13 protein-coding genes are annotated in these 18,473 nt (G+C 37.7%); 6 read left to right on the forward strand and 7 right to left on the reverse strand.

The window, feature by feature from the left end:
- Nucleotides 1-46 precede the first annotated feature (46 nt).
- The 5 genes from HQN86_RS09435 to HQN86_RS09455 form a co-directional block, all read right to left on the reverse strand.
- Nucleotides 47-2,485, reverse strand: coding sequence for an outer membrane protein assembly factor BamB family protein (locus tag HQN86_RS09435; protein WP_216854365.1), 2,439 nt, complete (start codon nucleotides 2,483-2,485; stop codon nucleotides 47-49).
- Nucleotides 2,486-2,495: 10 nt separating this feature from the next.
- Complete coding sequence (locus tag HQN86_RS09440) at nucleotides 2,496-4,295, reverse strand: RagB/SusD family nutrient uptake outer membrane protein (RefSeq protein ID WP_172660744.1); 1,800 nt, start codon at nucleotides 4,293-4,295, stop codon at nucleotides 2,496-2,498.
- Nucleotides 4,296-4,312: 17 nt separating this feature from the next.
- On the reverse strand, nucleotides 4,313-7,750 hold the full coding sequence (locus HQN86_RS09445; protein ID WP_216854366.1) for a TonB-dependent receptor: 3,438 nt from the start codon (nucleotides 7,748-7,750) through the stop codon (nucleotides 4,313-4,315).
- Between the two features lie 131 nt (nucleotides 7,751-7,881).
- Nucleotides 7,882-8,802: a FecR family protein gene (locus tag HQN86_RS09450; RefSeq protein ID WP_172660745.1), complete on the reverse strand. Its 921-nt coding sequence runs from the start codon at nucleotides 8,800-8,802 to the stop codon at nucleotides 7,882-7,884.
- Nucleotides 8,803-8,856: 54 nt separating this feature from the next.
- On the reverse strand, nucleotides 8,857-9,399 hold the full coding sequence (locus HQN86_RS09455) for an RNA polymerase sigma factor (RefSeq protein ID WP_172660746.1): 543 nt from the start codon (nucleotides 9,397-9,399) through the stop codon (nucleotides 8,857-8,859).
- 348 nt (nucleotides 9,400-9,747) lie between these two features.
- Between HQN86_RS09455 and HQN86_RS09460 the strand changes: the two genes are divergently transcribed.
- The 6 genes from HQN86_RS09460 (at nucleotide 9,748) to HQN86_RS09485 (ending at nucleotide 16,130) form a co-directional block, all read left to right on the forward strand.
- Nucleotides 9,748-10,437 (forward strand): CAP domain-containing protein, encoded by a 690-nt coding sequence (locus HQN86_RS09460; protein WP_172660747.1) that lies wholly within the window; start codon nucleotides 9,748-9,750, stop codon nucleotides 10,435-10,437.
- A 98-nt stretch (nucleotides 10,438-10,535) separates the two neighbouring features.
- Nucleotides 10,536-12,464 (forward strand): LTA synthase family protein, encoded by a 1,929-nt coding sequence (locus HQN86_RS09465; RefSeq protein WP_172660748.1) that lies wholly within the window; start codon nucleotides 10,536-10,538, stop codon nucleotides 12,462-12,464.
- A gap of 4 nt (nucleotides 12,465-12,468) precedes the next feature.
- Nucleotides 12,469-12,951, forward strand: a complete 483-nt coding sequence (locus HQN86_RS09470; protein ID WP_172660749.1) for a GtrA family protein — start codon at nucleotides 12,469-12,471, stop codon at nucleotides 12,949-12,951.
- A gap of 85 nt (nucleotides 12,952-13,036) precedes the next feature.
- Entirely contained in the window at nucleotides 13,037-14,824 is a 1,788-nt protein-coding gene (locus HQN86_RS09475) for an aromatic amino acid hydroxylase (RefSeq protein ID WP_172660750.1), read from the forward strand.
- A complete protein-coding gene (locus tag HQN86_RS09480; RefSeq protein WP_172660751.1) occupies nucleotides 14,824-15,525 on the forward strand; it encodes an SDR family oxidoreductase in 702 nt (233 codons plus the stop codon). Before HQN86_RS09475 ends, HQN86_RS09480 begins: the two co-directional genes overlap by 1 nt.
- A gap of 62 nt (nucleotides 15,526-15,587) precedes the next feature.
- The gene (locus tag HQN86_RS09485; protein WP_172660752.1) at nucleotides 15,588-16,130 is read left to right on the forward strand and encodes a C40 family peptidase; all 543 of its coding nucleotides are present in this window, start codon (nucleotides 15,588-15,590) and stop codon (nucleotides 16,128-16,130) included.
- On the opposite strand, the gene HQN86_RS09490 is transcribed toward HQN86_RS09485, so the two are convergent.
- Together HQN86_RS09490 and HQN86_RS09495 are read right to left on the reverse strand one after the other, a co-directional pair.
- Nucleotides 16,125-17,012, reverse strand: coding sequence for a flavin reductase family protein (locus HQN86_RS09490; RefSeq protein WP_172660753.1), 888 nt, complete (start codon nucleotides 17,010-17,012; stop codon nucleotides 16,125-16,127). The genes HQN86_RS09485 and HQN86_RS09490 overlap by 6 nt on opposite strands.
- A gap of 133 nt (nucleotides 17,013-17,145) precedes the next feature.
- Entirely contained in the window at nucleotides 17,146-18,144 is a 999-nt protein-coding gene (locus HQN86_RS09495) for a fumarylacetoacetate hydrolase family protein (RefSeq protein WP_172660754.1), read from the reverse strand.
- Between the last annotated feature and the right edge of the window lie 329 nt (nucleotides 18,145-18,473).

An 18,473-nucleotide genomic window follows, 5' to 3' on the forward strand; every position in this document is an offset into this window, starting at 1 on the left:
TCGCTATTTGCAACAAGGCTGTTCCGGAATTTAGCAATCGTTATTTCTAGAAATTTGTGAGGGCAAATACATTCCCTGCAAAATCTGCTACATAAAGGGTGTTTTCAACAACTGATAAATCAGCAAATATTGGAGCGCCCAGATTAATTTTCCTCAGTACATTTCCAGAATTTTCATCCAAGACATAGATATATCCATCAGAGGCTCCAAGAAGAAGCTTATTTTTATACTTAATAACTGAACATTCTACAGTAGCCGACTCGGGACCTGCATACGGAGCAGAATAAACAAGCGCATTGCCAGTTGTAGTATTCCACGTTTCTTGTAAAGTATTAACATCATAAGCAACAACTCCATGTTTAGCGGTTGGCATAATAATATGCTTATCTGTAACCAAAGGTGCTGCCATTACCTTAAATTCATAATTGGCATCAATTTTTTGAAGTGTCTTTCCTGTTTGAGGATCTAACACAAAAATGGCGTTCAGACCAGTGATGTATAATTTACCATTTACATACTTCCCGGTACTGCTTCTAAAACGCAAACCTTCGTCACTTCTTTTCCATAGTAATTTACCAGTTCTTTTATCATGACCGAATAGACTTTGCCAATTACTGCCGGTAATTATGACATCGCCCGCAATTGTCATCTTTTCAGGTGTACCTTCTCCTCCTTGCCACTCTTTATTTACCCAAATAGTTTTACCTGATTTAACCTCAAGTGCCTGGAAATAACCTTCAGCCCCTGTATAATAAATACCGTTCTCTGCTACCCCTGCAGAGATGTAGCCAGGCAAGCTCTTCATGCCCAGGTCTTTCTTCCAAACCAATTCACCAGATGATGCTTCTAGCGCATAAGTAAAGCCTTCCATATCTGTACATAGTACCAATCCGCGGTCATAAGCTATTTCATGTTTGATGGAGTTACGGGTTTTATAATGCCATAAAACTTTTCCACTCTGCGGATCAAGTGCTGTAATTCCGCAATTGATATTGTTACCATCATCTATTGTAGCCGCAAATAGTCGCCCTTCGGCAAACAGGGGTGCAGTTTTCCATATATTTCCTTTTATGTTACTTATCCATTTTAATGATGTTTCTGTATCAATTTTAAAAGACTGTTTCTGTATGTGCTGCTCGCCATCTGCAAAAACAACTTCGGTTTGTATTGTTAAAGGTTTCCCTTTTGCCAACTTAGTCACGGGTATTTTCCCTTCCCAATTCCAATCAGTATTTGCGGTCAAAGCTGTTTCGGCCAGCTTATTTCCTTTACCATCATAGATTATGCTCTTAACATTCATTACAGTAGTTTCACTATCGTAAACATTCGCATTTACGATTAGTGCTCCGTTTTTCACCTTTACCATATCCGACCCGGATGGAGTAGTTACCACCAGGTGCTTATGCAAATAAGTATAATGTGGTTTTACTTTTTTTACACCATTTTTATCAATTTCTATAGACAGGAATTGTCCTGCAGAGTTATCTATTCCCCCTTTATCAGGTGGTGCAGATGAAATGTAATGAATCCCTGTCTTTTCGCTTTTCCTTACAAAATTATTGTGCCAATGGCCATAAACCCATGCTTTTAAATTATTATCATTTAAATTGATAGAATCGTTTTTACCTTTTAAAATGAATTGATCGTTGTAAGTAAGGAGATCATGATTAAAGATAATTACGGGTTTGTTTTTATCTACAGCAGCAAGGTCATTTTTCATCCAGCTGATTACCTCATCCACTGTATACGATGGCTGAAAATCGCCAGACCTCATTGGAGTTACAATAAAATGTGCTGGTCCGGCATCAAAAGAGTAATATACCGGGCCAAACAAATTTTCAAACAGTTCCTCGCCATAAGCCCCTTTAACGAGGTCATGATTACCAATACAGTAAAAAATTTGCTTACCCAATGTTTCAGATGTAATCTGGTTGGCATGGAAGTTTAATCCCTTTTCGTAACAGATATCGCCGGTATGAACAATAAAGCTGATGCCCTGTTTTTTTGCATAGTTCTTTACATTCACAATCCAATCGTTGTACTTATCAGTCTCGGTATCCGTAATCTGAAGCATTTTAACAGATGTTCCGGCACTTGTAGGATCTTCAACTAAACCAAAATTATATACCTTATCTGTCGTCTCACCTACTTTGATATAATGTTTATCAGTTAGTTTATAACCAGCAGGAATAGTAATGAATATAAACCTCGTTTTTGAATGACCAGGCAGGTTAAAGCTACCCTCTTTATCTGTGCTTAATACATTTTGCCCATCAGATACGGCTACATTGGCTATACCCGGCTCAGATGTATCAGCAAGTTTGTTCTTATTTTTATCTAGAAAAACCTTTCCCTTAAATTGGGCATTTGCTATACCAACAAAAGATAAGTAAAAAAATAAAATCGCTAGTATTCTCATGGTTTGTTTGTGTGTAAATTTAAAAAGCAGCAGGCGATTAAACCTGCTGCCGGAGAGTGCTGTCATTTTAATATTATTACCAGCCAAACACTTGTTTTAAGGCCGGGTTAACTACAGTTTCACTTATTGGTATTGGCCTGTAATAATACTTTGGTTCAATAAATGTTCTCGGCTGATCTCTATCGCGCGTAAATGCTACAAAACCAGAAGTGCCATTAGTAAGGTAAAAATTCTGGTCCTTACCGTCTTTATCTTTTAAGTAGTATTTAGATAGGTTCTTTTTCACATCCTCTGGGAGATTTGCGATCGCAGATTCATCATTAGGAGAGGTTAGAATTGCAATATCAGGTATACCATCTCCTGTAACATCCAATCCACCCATTGCCGGAACATACATCCCTTGCTGACTGTTTTGTAAAACTTTACCTACTTTCCAACGAACTATATCATCATACCTTAAACCTTCGCAAGCCATCTCCACCCTTCTTTCCCTGCGAATTTCAAGCAATACCGCTGTATTTGCTCCCATGGCATTAGGGTAAGTAGCTGAAAGTACCGGATCTAGTGCTACCCCCATGCTTAATGCAGGCATTTGCACCCTATTCCTTAACTTATTAATTGTCTGATCCAGGTCGGCTTGAGTAATCGTTCCGGATTCAGCCTTTGCCTCTGCATTTATCAAAAGAACCTCAGCATATCTAAATATTGGCAAGTCTGTGTAGTTCATTACCCAGCCTTGCATTAAATCAGCAGAACGGGGATAAAATTTAATTTGATTATAACCTCCAAGGGTTGGCTTTATTCTATATGGCGCCGTAGCATTATTCGGCCCTCTAAATGCCGGATTAATAATAGTTTCTGCCATACGAGGGTCGCGACCGGCAAATACTTCTGTATATAACTTGGTATTGTAGCCGGGTGTTGAGGTGAATGGAGAACCATCTGTTTTAAGATAAGTATCTGCCAGATTTTTACTAAGAGACCAGATATAGTCTAATACTGTATGGCTATTGTTACCAACTCCAAGTTCTTTTCCATAATCAGCCCACATAATCATCTCTTTATTCGCGGCTAAATTTGCACTTGAAAATAGGGCACGATAGTCTTCACCAGCCTTTCCTGTATTGTAGATAACAAAGCCACCGTCTTTTATAATTTGGGCTGTAGCGGTTATAGCAACGTCAAGAAAACGCTGATAGTCGTTTGTTAATGCTATCTCATCATGGTATTTCCTAAAAGTACCCTCGTGAAGCGCAAAGCGTGCCAATAAAGTAAGTGCCGCCCATTTGGTGACGCGTGTATTGCTTCCATCTGCTTTAATATTATTTGCGGCATAAGTAAGATCGTTCAAAACCGAATCGGCAACCGTTGCTCGTGGATCCTGACCTTTATAAAGATTAGGATCTTCGGAACTTACAACCTTTGAAAACCATGGTACATTGCTATAGGTTTTGATCTTTTTAAAATAATAAAAGCCACGGAAAAAACGGGCAATACCTACATAATGATTAATTAGTGTTTGATCACCTTTTACCTGATTAATATGATCAAGCATATAGTTAATTTGACGCAAATCTGCCCAGTCCTTTTTATCCCAGCCACCAACGTTTGAAGATGATATGCCGCCTCTTACCAGATTATCAACCTCACCATTTGCATTATAGTTAGCAATATTATCAGAGTTAATATCATCGTACGAAGGGCTCAACTGCTTGTAAAAGCCATTGCTATATGTTTCGAGGTCTGATGGTGACTGAAAAAAGACGGCGTCAGTAATTTGTGTTTGAGGATTACGTTGCAAAAAATCCTTCTTGCAGGCTGTTATTGCTATAGCTATAAATCCTATTATAAGGATATAATTTATTCTTAGTTTCATAATACTTTCTGCTTGAGTTAAAAATTAAGGTTTAAACCAAAAGAAAAGGTTTTTTGGAATGGATAGACCTTACCATCGAGCCCTTCAGGATCCAGATTTGCTTTAATATGAGATACATCAAATATGTTTTCTGCACTGAAGTAAAGGCGCAGTTTATCCAGTTTTATCCGATTCGTTAAAGTTTTTGGCAGTGTATAACCAAGTGTTAGGTTTTTTAACCGTAAATAAGAAGCATCCTGCAAATATTTAGTCTGTGGATTTCCAAGTTCAGTAGCATCTTCTGCAATATAGGCTTTAACCCTCGGGAAGTAAGCATCTGGTGTTTCGGGAGTCCAGTGGTCAAGATTATGAACCTGAACATTGGCCCATGGTTGTGCATAAACGCCCCAGAAATAATGGTTGCTTGGACCAGGATACCAATCTCTTTTACCAACACCCTGGAAGAATACCCTTACATCAAATCCCTTCCAGCCTGCGTTCAAGTCTATTCCATATTGGTACCTTGCCCTATTATTACCAATGATCTTCTGATCTCCATGATCGGCAAGTGTATTTTTACCTTTATCTATTTTGCCATCACCATTTAGGTCCTTAAATTTTAAGTCACCCACATCAAATTTATACCCTGTATCATCAGCCCCAACAGCAGTTTGGTCAGCATGGTTAGCAAGTTCTTCTTTGTTCTGGAAAAAGCCTTCTGTTTCCAAGCCCCATATCTCTCCGATTTCTTTACCAACATAATGATCAGATAACAAACCATTTGGATTATCAAATCTGGTAATATACGAACGACTATCGCCCATATTAAATCCTATGTTATAGTAAAATTGGCTTTCAGCGAGCATAAAACCATCTTTCCAGCCCAATCTTATTTCCCAGCCTTTTGTTTTCAAATCTGCAGCATTTACTTTTGGTTCATTAACACCAAAAGGGCCAGGTAAGGTTTTACCCTTTGTAAGCATACCCTCTGTGTACCGGGTATAAGCATCAAAACTCAAATCAAAACGATTTTTGAGAAAGCTTACATCACCACCAAAGTTAATTGTTGATACCTTTTCCCAGGTTAAACTTGGGGCAACTGCTCCTGGAGGGAGAACTTGAATGGGTCTTTTGCCATCAAGAATCTGATCAATCTGCCCAGATGCCATTGAAGGAATGTATAAATATGAATCCACATCCTGATTACCCAATGAACCATAAGACGCACGTAGTTTTAATAAATCAAGTCCGATGCTTTCTGCTACAGGCTTAAAGAAATTTTCACCCGTTACTACCCATGCAGCTGAAGCTGAAGGGAAAAATCCCCAACGATCGTCGCTTGGGAAACGTGAAGTGCCATCATAACGGCCATTTAATTCCAGAATGTATTTATTATCAAAAATATAATTCAAGCGATAAAACCATCCCCTTACTGCCCAATCTTCAATTCGTTCGCTACCGGTCATATCACCGGTTGCTAAAGAAATAGACGGTAGTGTATTGCTGATCAATCCCTTGCGTGTAACAGAATTAGTGGTACGATATCTATATTCCTGATTAAAGCCTGCCAATACTTGCAAATAGTGTTTTAAACCAAAGGTTTTATGAAAATCTGTATAAATGTTATAAATATTATGTCTCACAAGCCTAGTATCATTTTGAGCCCAGGTTGGGTTCGAACCACTATAACTTATGGCCGAATTAGGTCCTGTTTTATATGGTACGGGTACATCAAACGATCTGCCTGCAGTATCTATTCTTCTAAAGGTAGCATCAGCCTTTAAATCCCATACATCCTTTACCAGTTCAGCTTTGGCATTAAATGTTGTTTGAAAATTATTGCTTCTGGTTACACTACGTCCGCCACTTTGTAATCTTCCCAATAGAGCGGCACCGGTCGAGGTCCAGCTTCCATCAGGGTTCTTTGGAACATCAAGAGAACTCTGCCTGTTAACATTATGAAAGAAGCCTTCCCCGCCATAAACAGATTCATCATAAGTGCTAGACATAAAAGAGGTATTATTACCAAGAGTTAACCAATTCCTTAGCTTATAATCTGCTTTTGCTCTTAAATTATACCGATCATAGTTATCATTTCCGTAGCGCAACATTCCTTCATTTGTGAAATATTCACCTGAAGTATAATAGCTTAGTTTTTCGTCTCTTTTAGATATGCTGAAATTAGCGCTATAAGTTGGGGCAGTGTTATGATACACCTCATTCATCCAGTTTGTAGATCCATAATATGCCCATGCATTAGGATCTGTTGGCGATATAATTACAGACGGAAGAGAAGGATTTTCTGAACGTTGTCTGGCATACTCTCTTACATTTTCTGGAAACAGGTTGTATAGCGGATAAGCAGCATCGTGCTTAAACTCCATGGTTTTAAGGGGATCAGTTACAATATCAGGAACCTTACCCAAGGTACGTATTGCGTAATAAGTATTTGCAGATACCTTAAGATCGTTACTCTTAGCAGTTTTTGTTGTAATCAAAATTACGCCAAAAGCTCCTCTGGCACCGTAAATTGCAGCTGATGCTGCATCCTTTAAAGTCGACACACTCTCTATGTCATTAGGATTTAAAGCCATTAATTCATCGGCAGTAAATGGCACATTATCAACCAGAATATAAGGTGATCCGCCATTTAGTGATGTATAACCTCTGAGGTTAAAAGCTGGTGCTTTATTAACCTGTCCACTTGAAATAGTTATATTAAGGTTTGGAATTAGTCCCTGTAAACCAGCTCCTACGCTTGAAAAAGGCCTGTTTTCGATTTCTTTACTGGTTATTCCATCAACTGCACCGCTCAAATTTATTTTTTTCTGTGTGCCATATCCAACCACAACAACTTCATTCAGAATCTTCTGATCGTCTTTTAAAACGACATTGATCTGTTGTTGTGTACCTACAACAACTTCCTGAGTGGTTAAACCCATATAAGAAAACACTAAAATATCAGCAGAGGACGCTACATTAAGTTCATAAACTCCATTTACATCAGTAGTTACAGAAGAAGTGGTCCCTTTAATCTGTACCGTTACTCCTGGCAATGGTATACCAGTTTCGTCGGTTACTTTTCCCTTTATCAATTGCTTCTCTCCAGACAACTCATTCCTCTTCCTGAAGATCACAATATTTTGATCTATCTCCCTATAGGAAAATGGCGTCTGATCTAATAAACGTACAAGCACTTCGGTTATCGGCTCGTTAGATACGTTTATCACAATTCCTTTTACCTTTCGTAATTCATTGTTGTTATAAGAAAAGTCAAGCTTACTTGTTTTACTGATCTTTTCAATTGCTCTTTCTAATGATTCGCCATTAAGGTTGAGAGTTACCCTAACATCTTTAAGATTCTGGCTAAAAACAGTTTCTGCTAAAAGGGTTCCGGCAGAAGTAAGTAAAGTAGCAAACACTATTAATCCTACCTTCATTATCTTAAGAATTAGTGTAGTAATGTTTTTTTTCATATTTTTAATCGTTTTATAGTTTAAATGAAACACAAAACAGCCATACGGAAGATTTTTCGACGAATTACCCGCATGCTGTACATTTAGATCAGTATCTGCTCCAACAGGTACTGATCATTATTTTTTCTGGTCTAATTACACCCGTTTCCTGTTATCAGTACCTCCTTTTCTTTAATTTGATAAGTAATTCCCTGAATCAGGGCGATTAGATCTAAAGTTTCTTTAAGACTTTGTTTCGCGTTAATGTTGAAGGTATTCTGGCAATTCTTAAATAATTCCTTGTCATAATCTATTTTAACTCCGTATGCATTTTCAACAGCGAGAACAGCCTCTTCAAAATACACTCCGTTTAAATTAACTTTGCCATTATTCCATTCTGTTTTTTCAACAGCCTTAGTTGTAAGTGTTTTCGGCTTGTGGGTAACTTTATTATACACCACCTCTTGATTGGGGGTAAGTACACTGATCTGTTTGTCATGATTACTAACCGCTACCTTTCCGGTTACAACAGATACTGAGGCTGTAGAGAGGCTTTTATAAGATTTAACAACAAATGATGTTCCCAGAACAAATGTTTTTAACGATGAGGACTCAACAATAAAAGGTACTTTTTCATTGTGAACCACATTAAAGAACCCCTCCCCGTCTTCCAGATAAACTATCCTTTTCGCTCCAAACTTTTTGGGATATTTTAAGGTACTAGCGGCGTTAAGCCAAACAGTGGAACCATCGGGTAGTGTAACCAATTGGGTTTTGCCCATAGGCACTTTAACTATTACAAAGTCGTTGGCTTTAAAATAAGAATTGTAATAAAACACGATACCAGCCGAGAGCAGAACAAAACTAATGGCCGCAGCCATTGCCAGCATCAATTTCTTACTTATACGTTTTTGCTTGTTTGCGGATTGTTTGTCATGAGCATACCTGCTTGCAGTAATGCGCGCAAGCATCTCCTTGCGTAACTGCTCTTTGTCATCCTGATCCTCAAAAAATTCTGAAGGATCGGAAATGCCAAATTCTTTATAGATTTCTTTTTTATTCTTAGCGTCCATTCTAAATACATAACGAACAAGAATTAAAGAGGTACTATGTAGAAATAAAATATTTTAATTAGCCTGATATTTAGACCTAAGTCTTTTAAGAGCACTCGTAATTTGATTTTTTACGGTTTGAGAAGAAATGGATAATTTACCGGCTATTTCATTAACCGAAAGCTGTTCTTCCCTACTCATTAAAAATACCTTTCGCATTCCGGAAGGCATATCTTGAATTTCTAATTGCAATTGCTGTGCCATGTCCTTAGATACAAGTTGGTCAAACACATCATTATCTGCGAAAGGATGGGTCTTTATTGCTTCATCATCGTGCTTAATACGAAGTGTTTGCCTGCGATTAAGATCGGTAAGCTTATTTTTGAGGATCACGTAAATGTATCCGACAAATGTAGTGGTGATATTGATCGAATGACGTTTAACCCAGATGAGCATAAACAGATCATGTACAACATCCTTTGCCTCTTCACGGTCATTTAGTTTTTTACAGGCAACAGCGTACACCAAGTCCCAATAGCGTGCATAAATTTCATTAAATGCATCATCGCTATCATCTTTTAGTAAATCCAATAAAGCTAAATCAGTCAGGCCCTTCAAAAGATGTTGGTTTTAAAATCGTTTGGTCATCACAATGTATTAAAAATTTCAACAAAAGTAAAACTCTAAAAAAGCTTAAAGACTAACGATACATTAACTTTTTATTAACTTATGGAAACTATTTAAAATTTCACATCGCTCTGGATTTGCCCTGATTCTTAAGCTAAAACGGATGTGCTGTAACTTTAACACATTGCACTTACGGCATAAACAGAAGTTGTTTTATTATTTAAATAGTCCTAAATATATTTACTGAACTCATAAACCCACATCAAATGGTGGGATAAACATAATAGCATTACGTATTGTAACCCCAAGTATGGCCTGGCTTTTGCTATTGGTCAAAACATGAAACTGTTTTCGATATCTATCCTTTTTCTATTTTCTATTTTTACAAGTACGCAAGTCAAAAACACATCCGACGACTACACATGGTCTAAAGAGGAGCTAAAAATGGCCAACACCGCGGGTAACTCCAGTTACCTTACCGGGGAAGAAAAGGATCTGGTTATCTATATGAATCTGGCGCGTATGGATGGCGAAAAATTCTTTAATACTTATTTTCAGGATTTTGTGGAGGCACACAACAAAAAAGCCATGAAGTATAGCAACTATGATGAGCTTAAAATAACCACAAGTAATAAGTACTACCGGAGTCTGGCACAGCAGATTAGAGCGGTAAAGGATCTTCCAATGCTTTGGCCAGACGAGGCTTTAAGCATAGTAGCAAAACAACATGCAAGGGATATGAACCGCAACAATTTTAGCGGGCACAATTCCAGTGACGGAAGGTCGGTTAAAGATAGAATATCAGAGATTTACCCTAAAAGATCCAATGGTGAAAACCTTGCATTTGGTTTTTCTTCGGGTCTGGACAACATTTGTATGTTATTGCTTGATAAAGGTGTTCCAGATCTTGGACATAGAAAAATGATCTTAAATGATTCCTATGGGTTAAACTATATTGGGGTAAGTATTCAACCTCACAAAAAATACGGCTATTGTGCAGTAATTGATTTTGTGGCATTACCCAGGTAGTTCCTCGTCATCAATATTTCAAAAAGAACATATCGTAAATTTATTGTTAACAAATCGTTTTCAAAATACTTAGTTTTACTGCCTCTAATTAAAGGCAGTTGAAAATTAAGAACACAAAAGAGGTAAATCTTTACCTGGCACTGGCATACCGGTTTTTTATTGTATTGGTTTTATATACGCTTTGCAGATTGGGCTTTTATGCCTTCAACCATAGCTTATTTCAAGGCATTACTTTCTCTAAATATCTTGTTATCCTATATGGAGGTGTGAAATTTGATGTTTCCGCCCTGCTGTACATTAACCTTATATTTATATTATTACATGTTATTCCCTTCACTTTCAGGTACAAGGAAGGATATCAAAAGTTCTGCAAATGGCTTTTCATTATCACCAACAGCATAGGTATAATGGCAAACTTTGCCGATTTTGCCTATTATAAGTATACCTTAAAGCGTACCACAGCAACAGTTTACAGTCAGTTTAAAAACGAGCAAAACAAGCTTAAACTATTAGGTGACTTTCTTGTCGACTATTGGTACCTTCTGATCCTTTTTGCGGTGTTTGTGTGGTTATTTATTAAGCTTTACGATCTTATTAAAATTAACAAAGCACCTCGTTTCACCTGGCCTGTTTATTTATTACATACCGCGCTTATGCTAGGTATAGCGCTAGCCTGCCTTACTGGAATAAGAGGCGGCTGGGGTTTTGGAACTAGGCCAATTACACTTAGTAATGCCGGTGAATTTGTGGATACACCTGATCAGATGAACCTGGTTTTAAATACACCATTTTGCATATTCAGAACACTTAAAGCTTCTAAGTTAAAACCTGTTCATTTTTATGATGAACAGACATTAAATTCTATTTACAATCCGGTCCACATCCCTACTGATACCGGTAAGTTTAAGCCGCTCAATGTAGTTTTTCTAATTATTGAAAGTTTAGGGAAAGAGCACGTGGGAAGCCTAAATACTGATCTGGACGGAGGAAAATACAAAGGCTATACTCCTTTTCTTGATTCTTTGATTTCCCAGAGTTACACCTTCACTCATACCTATGCCAACGGCCGCAAATCTATTGATGCTTTGCCTTCTGTTATTACGGGTGTTCCAAGTATCAGAGAGCCCTTTATTCTTTCCATCTATTCTGGCAATAAAACTACCAGCATTGCTAAGCTATTAAGTGATAAAGGATATGAGACGGCATTTTTTCATGGTGCCCCAAATGGTTCAATGGGTTTTTCATCGTACACCCACCTTGCAGGTATAAAACATTACTTCGGACAAAACGAGTATAAAAACACTGGTGATACCGATGGTACTTGGGGAATTTGGGATGATCCTTTTATGCAGTACATGGCGCAAACCATGAATACCTTTAAACAGCCGTTCTTTTCAAGTTTCTTTTCTTTATCATCTCATCATCCGTTTAGGTTACCGGATGAATACAAAGGCAAGTTTCCTAAAGGCCCTCTTCCGGTACAGGAAATTTTTGGCTATACAGATATGGCTTTGCGCAACTTTTTTAAAACAGCGTCAACTATGCCTTGGTATAAAAACACCTTGTTTGTCCTTTGTGCAGACCATGCAACTGTTTCTTACTACCCTGAATATCAAACAACACCAGGATATTTCTCAATCCCAATTGTGTTGTATTATCCGGGCGGAAACTTAAAAGGAAAAGCTGATAAAGTTGTGCAACAGATAGACATCATGCCAACCGTATTAAACTATTTACATTACGATAAGCCTTATTTTGCTTTAGGTTTTGATGCATTTAAAGAAGGTAATGATAACTTTGCTGTGAATAATAACGATGGTACTTTTAGCTTTTACCAGGGCGATTATCTGTTAATTAATGATGGGAAAGAAAATAACGCTTTGTATAATTTAAAAACAGATCGTTTAACAAAAAACAACATTCTGGAAAAAGAACCGTTAATTGCAGAGAAAATGGAGAAATACCTGAAAGCATTTATCCAGCAATACAATAACAGGATGATTGAAAATAAACTAACAGCAAACTAATTGCATGAGGAAAGCCTTATTAAAAATAATAGATTTCTTTTATCCTCCATTCTCTCGCTGGCTACCCATTCATACATTCAGATACATGGTGTCTGGCGGCACCACTGCAGCCACTGGAATTGTAGTATATTATATTTGCTATAACTGGGTATTACATCAAAAAGATGTTCATCTCTCTATACCTTTCTTTCCGAACCTAATTACTGCGCCAACAGCAGCTTTGGCCATAGAATCTGTAATTACTTTCTTTATTGGTTTTATATTAAATAAGTATTTGATTTTTACAAAATCAGACTTAAAAGGACGGATCCAGTTGTTTAGATATGGATCTGTAGTAGCTACAAATATTCTGCTCAACTATGCCCTGCTTAAGGTGTTTTTATCTTTCGGATTTTACCCAACTATTTCTAAGATTATTATTACCACTATTCTAACTGTTTTCAGTTATTTTTCTCAAAAACACTTTTCGTTTAAAGTAAAAAAGTAGTTCGCTGTGTCTATAATCCAATTAATTTTACTTGTTTAAAGCCTGTTATAGCCTTAACTTAGACGCTTCATATTCAATTTTAGAAATGAGCGATTTTAATGACTTTAATAATCCACAAGTAGCTAAGTTGCCAACGCATCTAAAGCAATTTATTGTAGAGCAACATTACGAAAGATATACGCCAGTTGATCAGGCAGTATGGAGGTATGTGATGCGTCAAAATTATAGCTATTTAAAACATGTTGCTTATTATCCATATATAAAGGGCTTACAACGGGCAGGTCTTAGTATTGAACATATTCCTGATTTGCAAAACATGAACGACAATCTTGGCAAAATAGGCTGGGGTGCAGTTACTGTGGATGGATTTATTCCACCTTCGGCATTCATGGAATATCAGGCATACCGTGTACTTGTTATTGCAGCCGATATCCGTCAGATTAATCATATAGAATATACTCCTGCTCCCGATATTATTCATGAGTCGGCAGGTCATGCACCAATTATTGCGGATACTGATTATAATAATTACCTAAGTTATTTCGGCTCTATTGGTGCCAAGGCGATGTTCTCTTCAAAAGATTTTGAGTTGTACGAAGCTATACGACACCTCTCTATATTAAAAGAGGCTGCCGATGTTCAGGAACAGGAAATTGCAAGGGCTGAACAGCGCTTACAACAAATCTCTGAGGATATGGGCGAGCCTTCAGAAATGGCTTTATTGAGCAGATTACATTGGTGGACTGTAGAGTATGGCCTGATAGGCACCTTAGAAAACCCTAAGATTTACGGGGCTGGCCTGCTATCATCAATTGGAGAAAGCTCCTCGTGCATGAAGCCTGATGTAAAAAAATTATGGTATAATAAAGACACCATAAATTACGCATACGACATTACTAAGCCACAGCCTCAATTATTTGTAACCGAAACTTTCCAAAATCTGATTGATGTTTTGGAAGATTTTGCAGATACAATGGCATTCAGGCGCGGAGGTTCAGAAAGTATTGTTAAAGCTATTGAATGTAAAAACCCGGCAACTGCTGTTTACAGTTCTGGTTTACAGGTAACTGGAGTATTTACAGATATGGGTGTCGATCAGAATGATGAGCTTACGTTTATAAAAACCACCGGACCATCGGCCCTTGCTTTTGAAGGTCAACAACTTGAAGATCATGGCAAATTTCATCACAAAGATGGTTTCTCATCGCCGGTAGGTAAACTGAAGGGAATGGATACGCCGCTGGAAGATATGGACACATTTCAATTATTGAAATGCGGTATCAAGCCTTTTAATCTGGCCATCCTGGAGTTTGAAAGTGGTATTTCTGTAAAAGGTATTGTTAAGATCATCCATCAGAAAAATAAAAAAACTTTCCTTATCAGGTTTGAAGATTGTACAGTTAAGGAAAGTAACGGAAATATACTTTTCCAACCAGACTGGGGCGTATACGACATGGCTGTTGGTGCGACCATTGTTTCTGTATTTAATGGTGCGGCAGATAAAGGTTCTTATGAGGAAATTACACATGTGAGCGATAAGCACACTCATAAAGTAAGTTACGACGAGAATACACAAAAGCTTCATGACATCTATAAAAGCATGCGTTTGATAAGAGAGAACGAGGCAGGCTTTGAGCAATTACCTGTTTTGTTTGAAAAAATAAAGACAGAACATCGCCAGGATTGGCTTTCCGCACTTGAAATGCTTGAAATTTTACACCATAAAAAACTTTTCCCTGAATTGGAAAAAGAGGTCCGCAATTATTTAGAGCTTAAGTCTGAGAACGAAGCTGAACATAAAAAACTGATTAATGATGGATTACATGTAATCGAAAATCCCATTAGTCAATTAATCACTGAAGAAGATAATTAATGAATATAGTATTAACCGGTGCAAGCAGCGGAATTGGTTTTGAAGCCGCTTTAGAATTTACATTAAGTAGTGAGAACAAGGTAGTATGCATTGCCCGGTCTTCTGATAAGTTACGTAAACTTTTGGAAATAGCAAAAGGCATTAATCCTGATTGTACACTGCTGCCCGTAGAGTTTGATATTGTAAATGATGACTATGCGGCCCTAATCCCCTTTTTAAAAGAAAGACTTGGCAAGGTTGATATTCTAATAAATAATGCTGGCGCATTAATTAATAAACCATTTCTGGAAACTACTCATGCTGATCTTTATGAGATGTTTGAAAGCAATGTTGTGGGGCATTTTAGTATGATCCAAAACCTAATTCCTTTGATGGGTGAGAGTAGTCATATCGTAAACATTGGCAGTATGGGTGGGTTCCAGGGAAGTGTTAAATTTCCGGGGCTTTCGGCCTATTCTTCGAGCAAATCTGCTTTACATACTTTAACTGAATGCCTGGCATTTGAACTGGCAGAAACTGGTATTAAGGTAAACTGCCTGGCTCTTGGTTCTGCGCAAACAGAGATGCTTGAGCAAGCATTCCCGGGTTACCAATCGCCGGTTTTAGCTTTCGAAATGGGTAAATATGTCGCTGATTTTGCCAGAACAGGACATAAATTTTTTAACGGAAAAGTAATTCCTGTTGCGGTAACAACGCCATAATCAACAACTTATCAACATTTTTAGGGTTCAAAGATAATTTTAATATCTTTAACCCTATTGATATGAAGAAAACCATTATTCTATTCAGTGTAATACTTTTAAGTTTTACGGCAGCTAAGTCGCAAACTTCTATACCCGTTCAATTTCAGGAACTGGTGCATAAGCTTAGCCAGGAAGTACCAGATCAGGATAAGAAATCAGCAATCAATGCTTCGCCAAATCGCTTATTGGAATTTGCAAGATCTATGCTTGGTATCCGGTACCGCTCGGCTTCCAGTAGTCCTAGCAAAGGTTTTGACTGCTCCGGCTTTGTCAATTACGTTTTCAGCAATTTTGGTTTTAAAGTGCCTCGTTCATCCAGAGAATTTGCAACAAGTGGTGAAGCCAAAAAGCTAGAGGACGCAAAAATTGGAGATGTAATCCTGTTCACCGGAACGAATAGCAGATCAAGAACCCCCGGCCATGTTGGGATTATCTATTCTATAGATGGAGATGAAATCAAATTCATTCATTCTTCTTCGGGAAAGAAAAGAGGAGTAACGATTACCAGTCTGGATGATGGTTTTTACAAAAAACGTTTTATAAAAGTAATCAGTATCCTATAGCAATACTATCTTTAGCGCGTCGTTCACCTTGCCCTGCGCCAGCCACTCTTTAGCAAGTTCATGGAGCTCACGTTCACGATTATTAGCATCACCAATAGTTGCGTCTAAAATCTCCTTAACATCTGGTACATTTCTGAATGCGTCAATTTCATCGTCAGTTGGTAAATGTTCCATATTACCAAGTTTCCCTAGGTCGTTACCCGTTAATACAGTTGAATTACGAACTGCTTTAGGTAATGCGTCCACACCTATTCCAAGTGTTGTTAATGGCTTAGCTACTTTAAACAAATTTTCTGGTGTAACCCTGCAATACCAATCGCCCCCTAAACGTGCTACAAGATCAATTTTCGCCTGATCAATTTTTCCCTCTTCGTCTAATATCTCTTCTTTAATGTGAATTAGCTTTACCTCGGCCAATATAAGGTTCCCTGCCCCTGGATTTTCTCCCAGGTGAATTACTTCCCTGACCACACATTCCATCTGCACAGGAGCCTCTGCAACCCTTGGTGGCTTAACCAATTGTGAAGGGAGCATAGTAAACCCGGCCTTTTCAAATTCATTTATTCCTTTTGGGTATTCAGTACTCGCTAAACTGGTTTGCTGTACCATAGGATAATTTACAATATTAATAACACACTCCTTAACCTCTAATATGTTTTCGAGTGTATGTTTGGTTGTATTGTCCCGTACCCTTCTTGCCGGAGAAAATATACACAATGGCGGGTTGGTACTAAACATATTAAAAAAACTAAAGGGGCTCAAATTAATATTTCCAGCCTGATCGATAGTTGTGGCAAAACAAATTGGTCTTGGTGCAATTGCATATTGCATATAGTTCTGCAATTGCAAAGGGCTTAAATCGGAAGTATTGAGGGTTAGCATAAAGTTATTGATTGATATATGTTATGTCATCACGACAAGAGCCCGTCATCTCTCCTATCGTCGAGATGACGTAGACATACGAGATGACGTAGACATACGAGATGACGTAGACATAATAGTCGAAAGGAAATAATTACTTCTTCTTCAAGGTCAAAATAGAAAAATCGGTATCGACCTTCTTAATGGTATTACTTAAATGACCAAGACCTGTGATTTCCATTTCTACAACATCACCGTCCTGCAGCCATTGAGGCTTAAAATTTGGGTCATTTAATAATCCTGTACCATTCAATTCAAGAAAACATCCTGTTCCAACAGTACCGGATCCGATTACATCGCCTGGTAAAATATCTACACCATACGCGCAACGTTCAATAATTTCAGCAAAAGTCCAGTCCATATCTGCCATGTTTCCTGCAGACACTTGTTTACCGTTCACGGTACATGTCATTTCAAGATTATAAGTATTACCAGTGTGTCCTGATTTAGCTGAGGTTTTGTATTCTAACAACTCATCTGGAGTTACCAGCCATGGTCCTATTACGGTAGAAAAATCTTTGCCTTTGGCAGGCCCAAGATTTAACAGCATTTCTTCCATTTGTAATGTTCTGGCACTCATATCATTCATAATGGTAAAACCAGCTATATAATCATCTGCCTCTGCAGCTGTAATATTTCTTCCTTTTTTGCCTATTACTGCGGCTACTTCCAATTCAAAATCAAGTTTTTGGAAATGATCGGGCATACATTCAATTTCGCCGGGACCCTGGATGGCATTATGATTGGTAAAATAAAAGATTGGATATTGGTCAAACTCCGCAATCATATCAACTTTACGATTTCTTCGGGCAGCAGCTACATGCTGACGAAATGCATAACCATCTCTGCACGAGGCTGGATGAGGTACCGGAGCAAGCAATTCAAAAAAAGCTTCCTGCTTTGGTGACAGCTCTCCTGATTTGATCTGACTATCAACTTTTTTTGCACGGTCCATCAAAACTTCACCACCTTGCAAAAAGGCATTCATCTCATCAGGCAATTGTTTATCGCATGAATTTAAATTGTAAATGTGTCCGTTTACAAAAACACCAAGGTGTTCTCTGTCTTCTGTTTTATAGGATACCAGTTTCATATGATCAATAGTTTTTTGTAGTTATTCAAATCTATATAAAAAATAAGGCAAACAGACTAAATAATTTTCGCAGAGAATTATCGCCTACAATTTGTTGATTAGCAGATTAAATACTTAATTTAGCCACCGCAAAAGAAAAATGATACAAAGCAATTTTATATATCAGAGTCAGATAGCCAGGCAAGCATTGGCTTCATTTAGATATGCCATGCTTTCCAAAATCATTTTCGCGCAATATTCCCTTTAAGCTCCAAACCATCCTGCTTTATTTAAAACGTTTTGCACGTTTTAATCGTTATTAAATTACATTTTAACCAAATACCTACTGC

It is taken from the genome of Pedobacter panaciterrae, assembly GCF_013204795.1.
Lineage (GTDB): Bacteria > Bacteroidota > Bacteroidia > Sphingobacteriales > Sphingobacteriaceae > Pedobacter > Pedobacter panaciterrae.

Coding starts and splice junctions, on each gene's coding strand:
- HQN86_RS09460 (WP_172660747.1), top strand. CDS start 9,748: ATGAAACTGTTTTCGATATCTATCCTTTTTCTATTTTCTATTTTTACA.
- HQN86_RS09485 (WP_172660752.1), top strand. CDS start 15,588: ATGAAGAAAACCATTATTCTATTCAGTGTAATACTTTTAAGTTTTACG.
- HQN86_RS09435 (WP_216854365.1), bottom strand. CDS start 2,485: ATGACAGCACTCTCCGGCAGCAGGTTTAATCGCCTGCTGCTTTTTAAA.
- HQN86_RS09490 (WP_172660753.1), bottom strand. CDS start 17,012: ATGCTAACCCTCAATACTTCCGATTTAAGCCCTTTGCAATTGCAGAAC.
- HQN86_RS09450 (WP_172660745.1), bottom strand. CDS start 8,802: ATGGACGCTAAGAATAAAAAAGAAATCTATAAAGAATTTGGCATTTCC.
- HQN86_RS09470 (WP_172660749.1), top strand. CDS start 12,469: ATGAGGAAAGCCTTATTAAAAATAATAGATTTCTTTTATCCTCCATTC.
- HQN86_RS09445 (WP_216854366.1), bottom strand. CDS start 7,750: ATGAAAAAAAACATTACTACACTAATTCTTAAGATAATGAAGGTAGGA.
- HQN86_RS09440 (WP_172660744.1), bottom strand. CDS start 4,295: ATGAAACTAAGAATAAATTATATCCTTATAATAGGATTTATAGCTATA.
- HQN86_RS09495 (WP_172660754.1), bottom strand. CDS start 18,144: ATGAAACTGGTATCCTATAAAACAGAAGACAGAGAACACCTTGGTGTT.
- HQN86_RS09475 (WP_172660750.1), top strand. CDS start 13,037: ATGAGCGATTTTAATGACTTTAATAATCCACAAGTAGCTAAGTTGCCA.
- HQN86_RS09480 (WP_172660751.1), top strand. CDS start 14,824: ATGAATATAGTATTAACCGGTGCAAGCAGCGGAATTGGTTTTGAAGCC.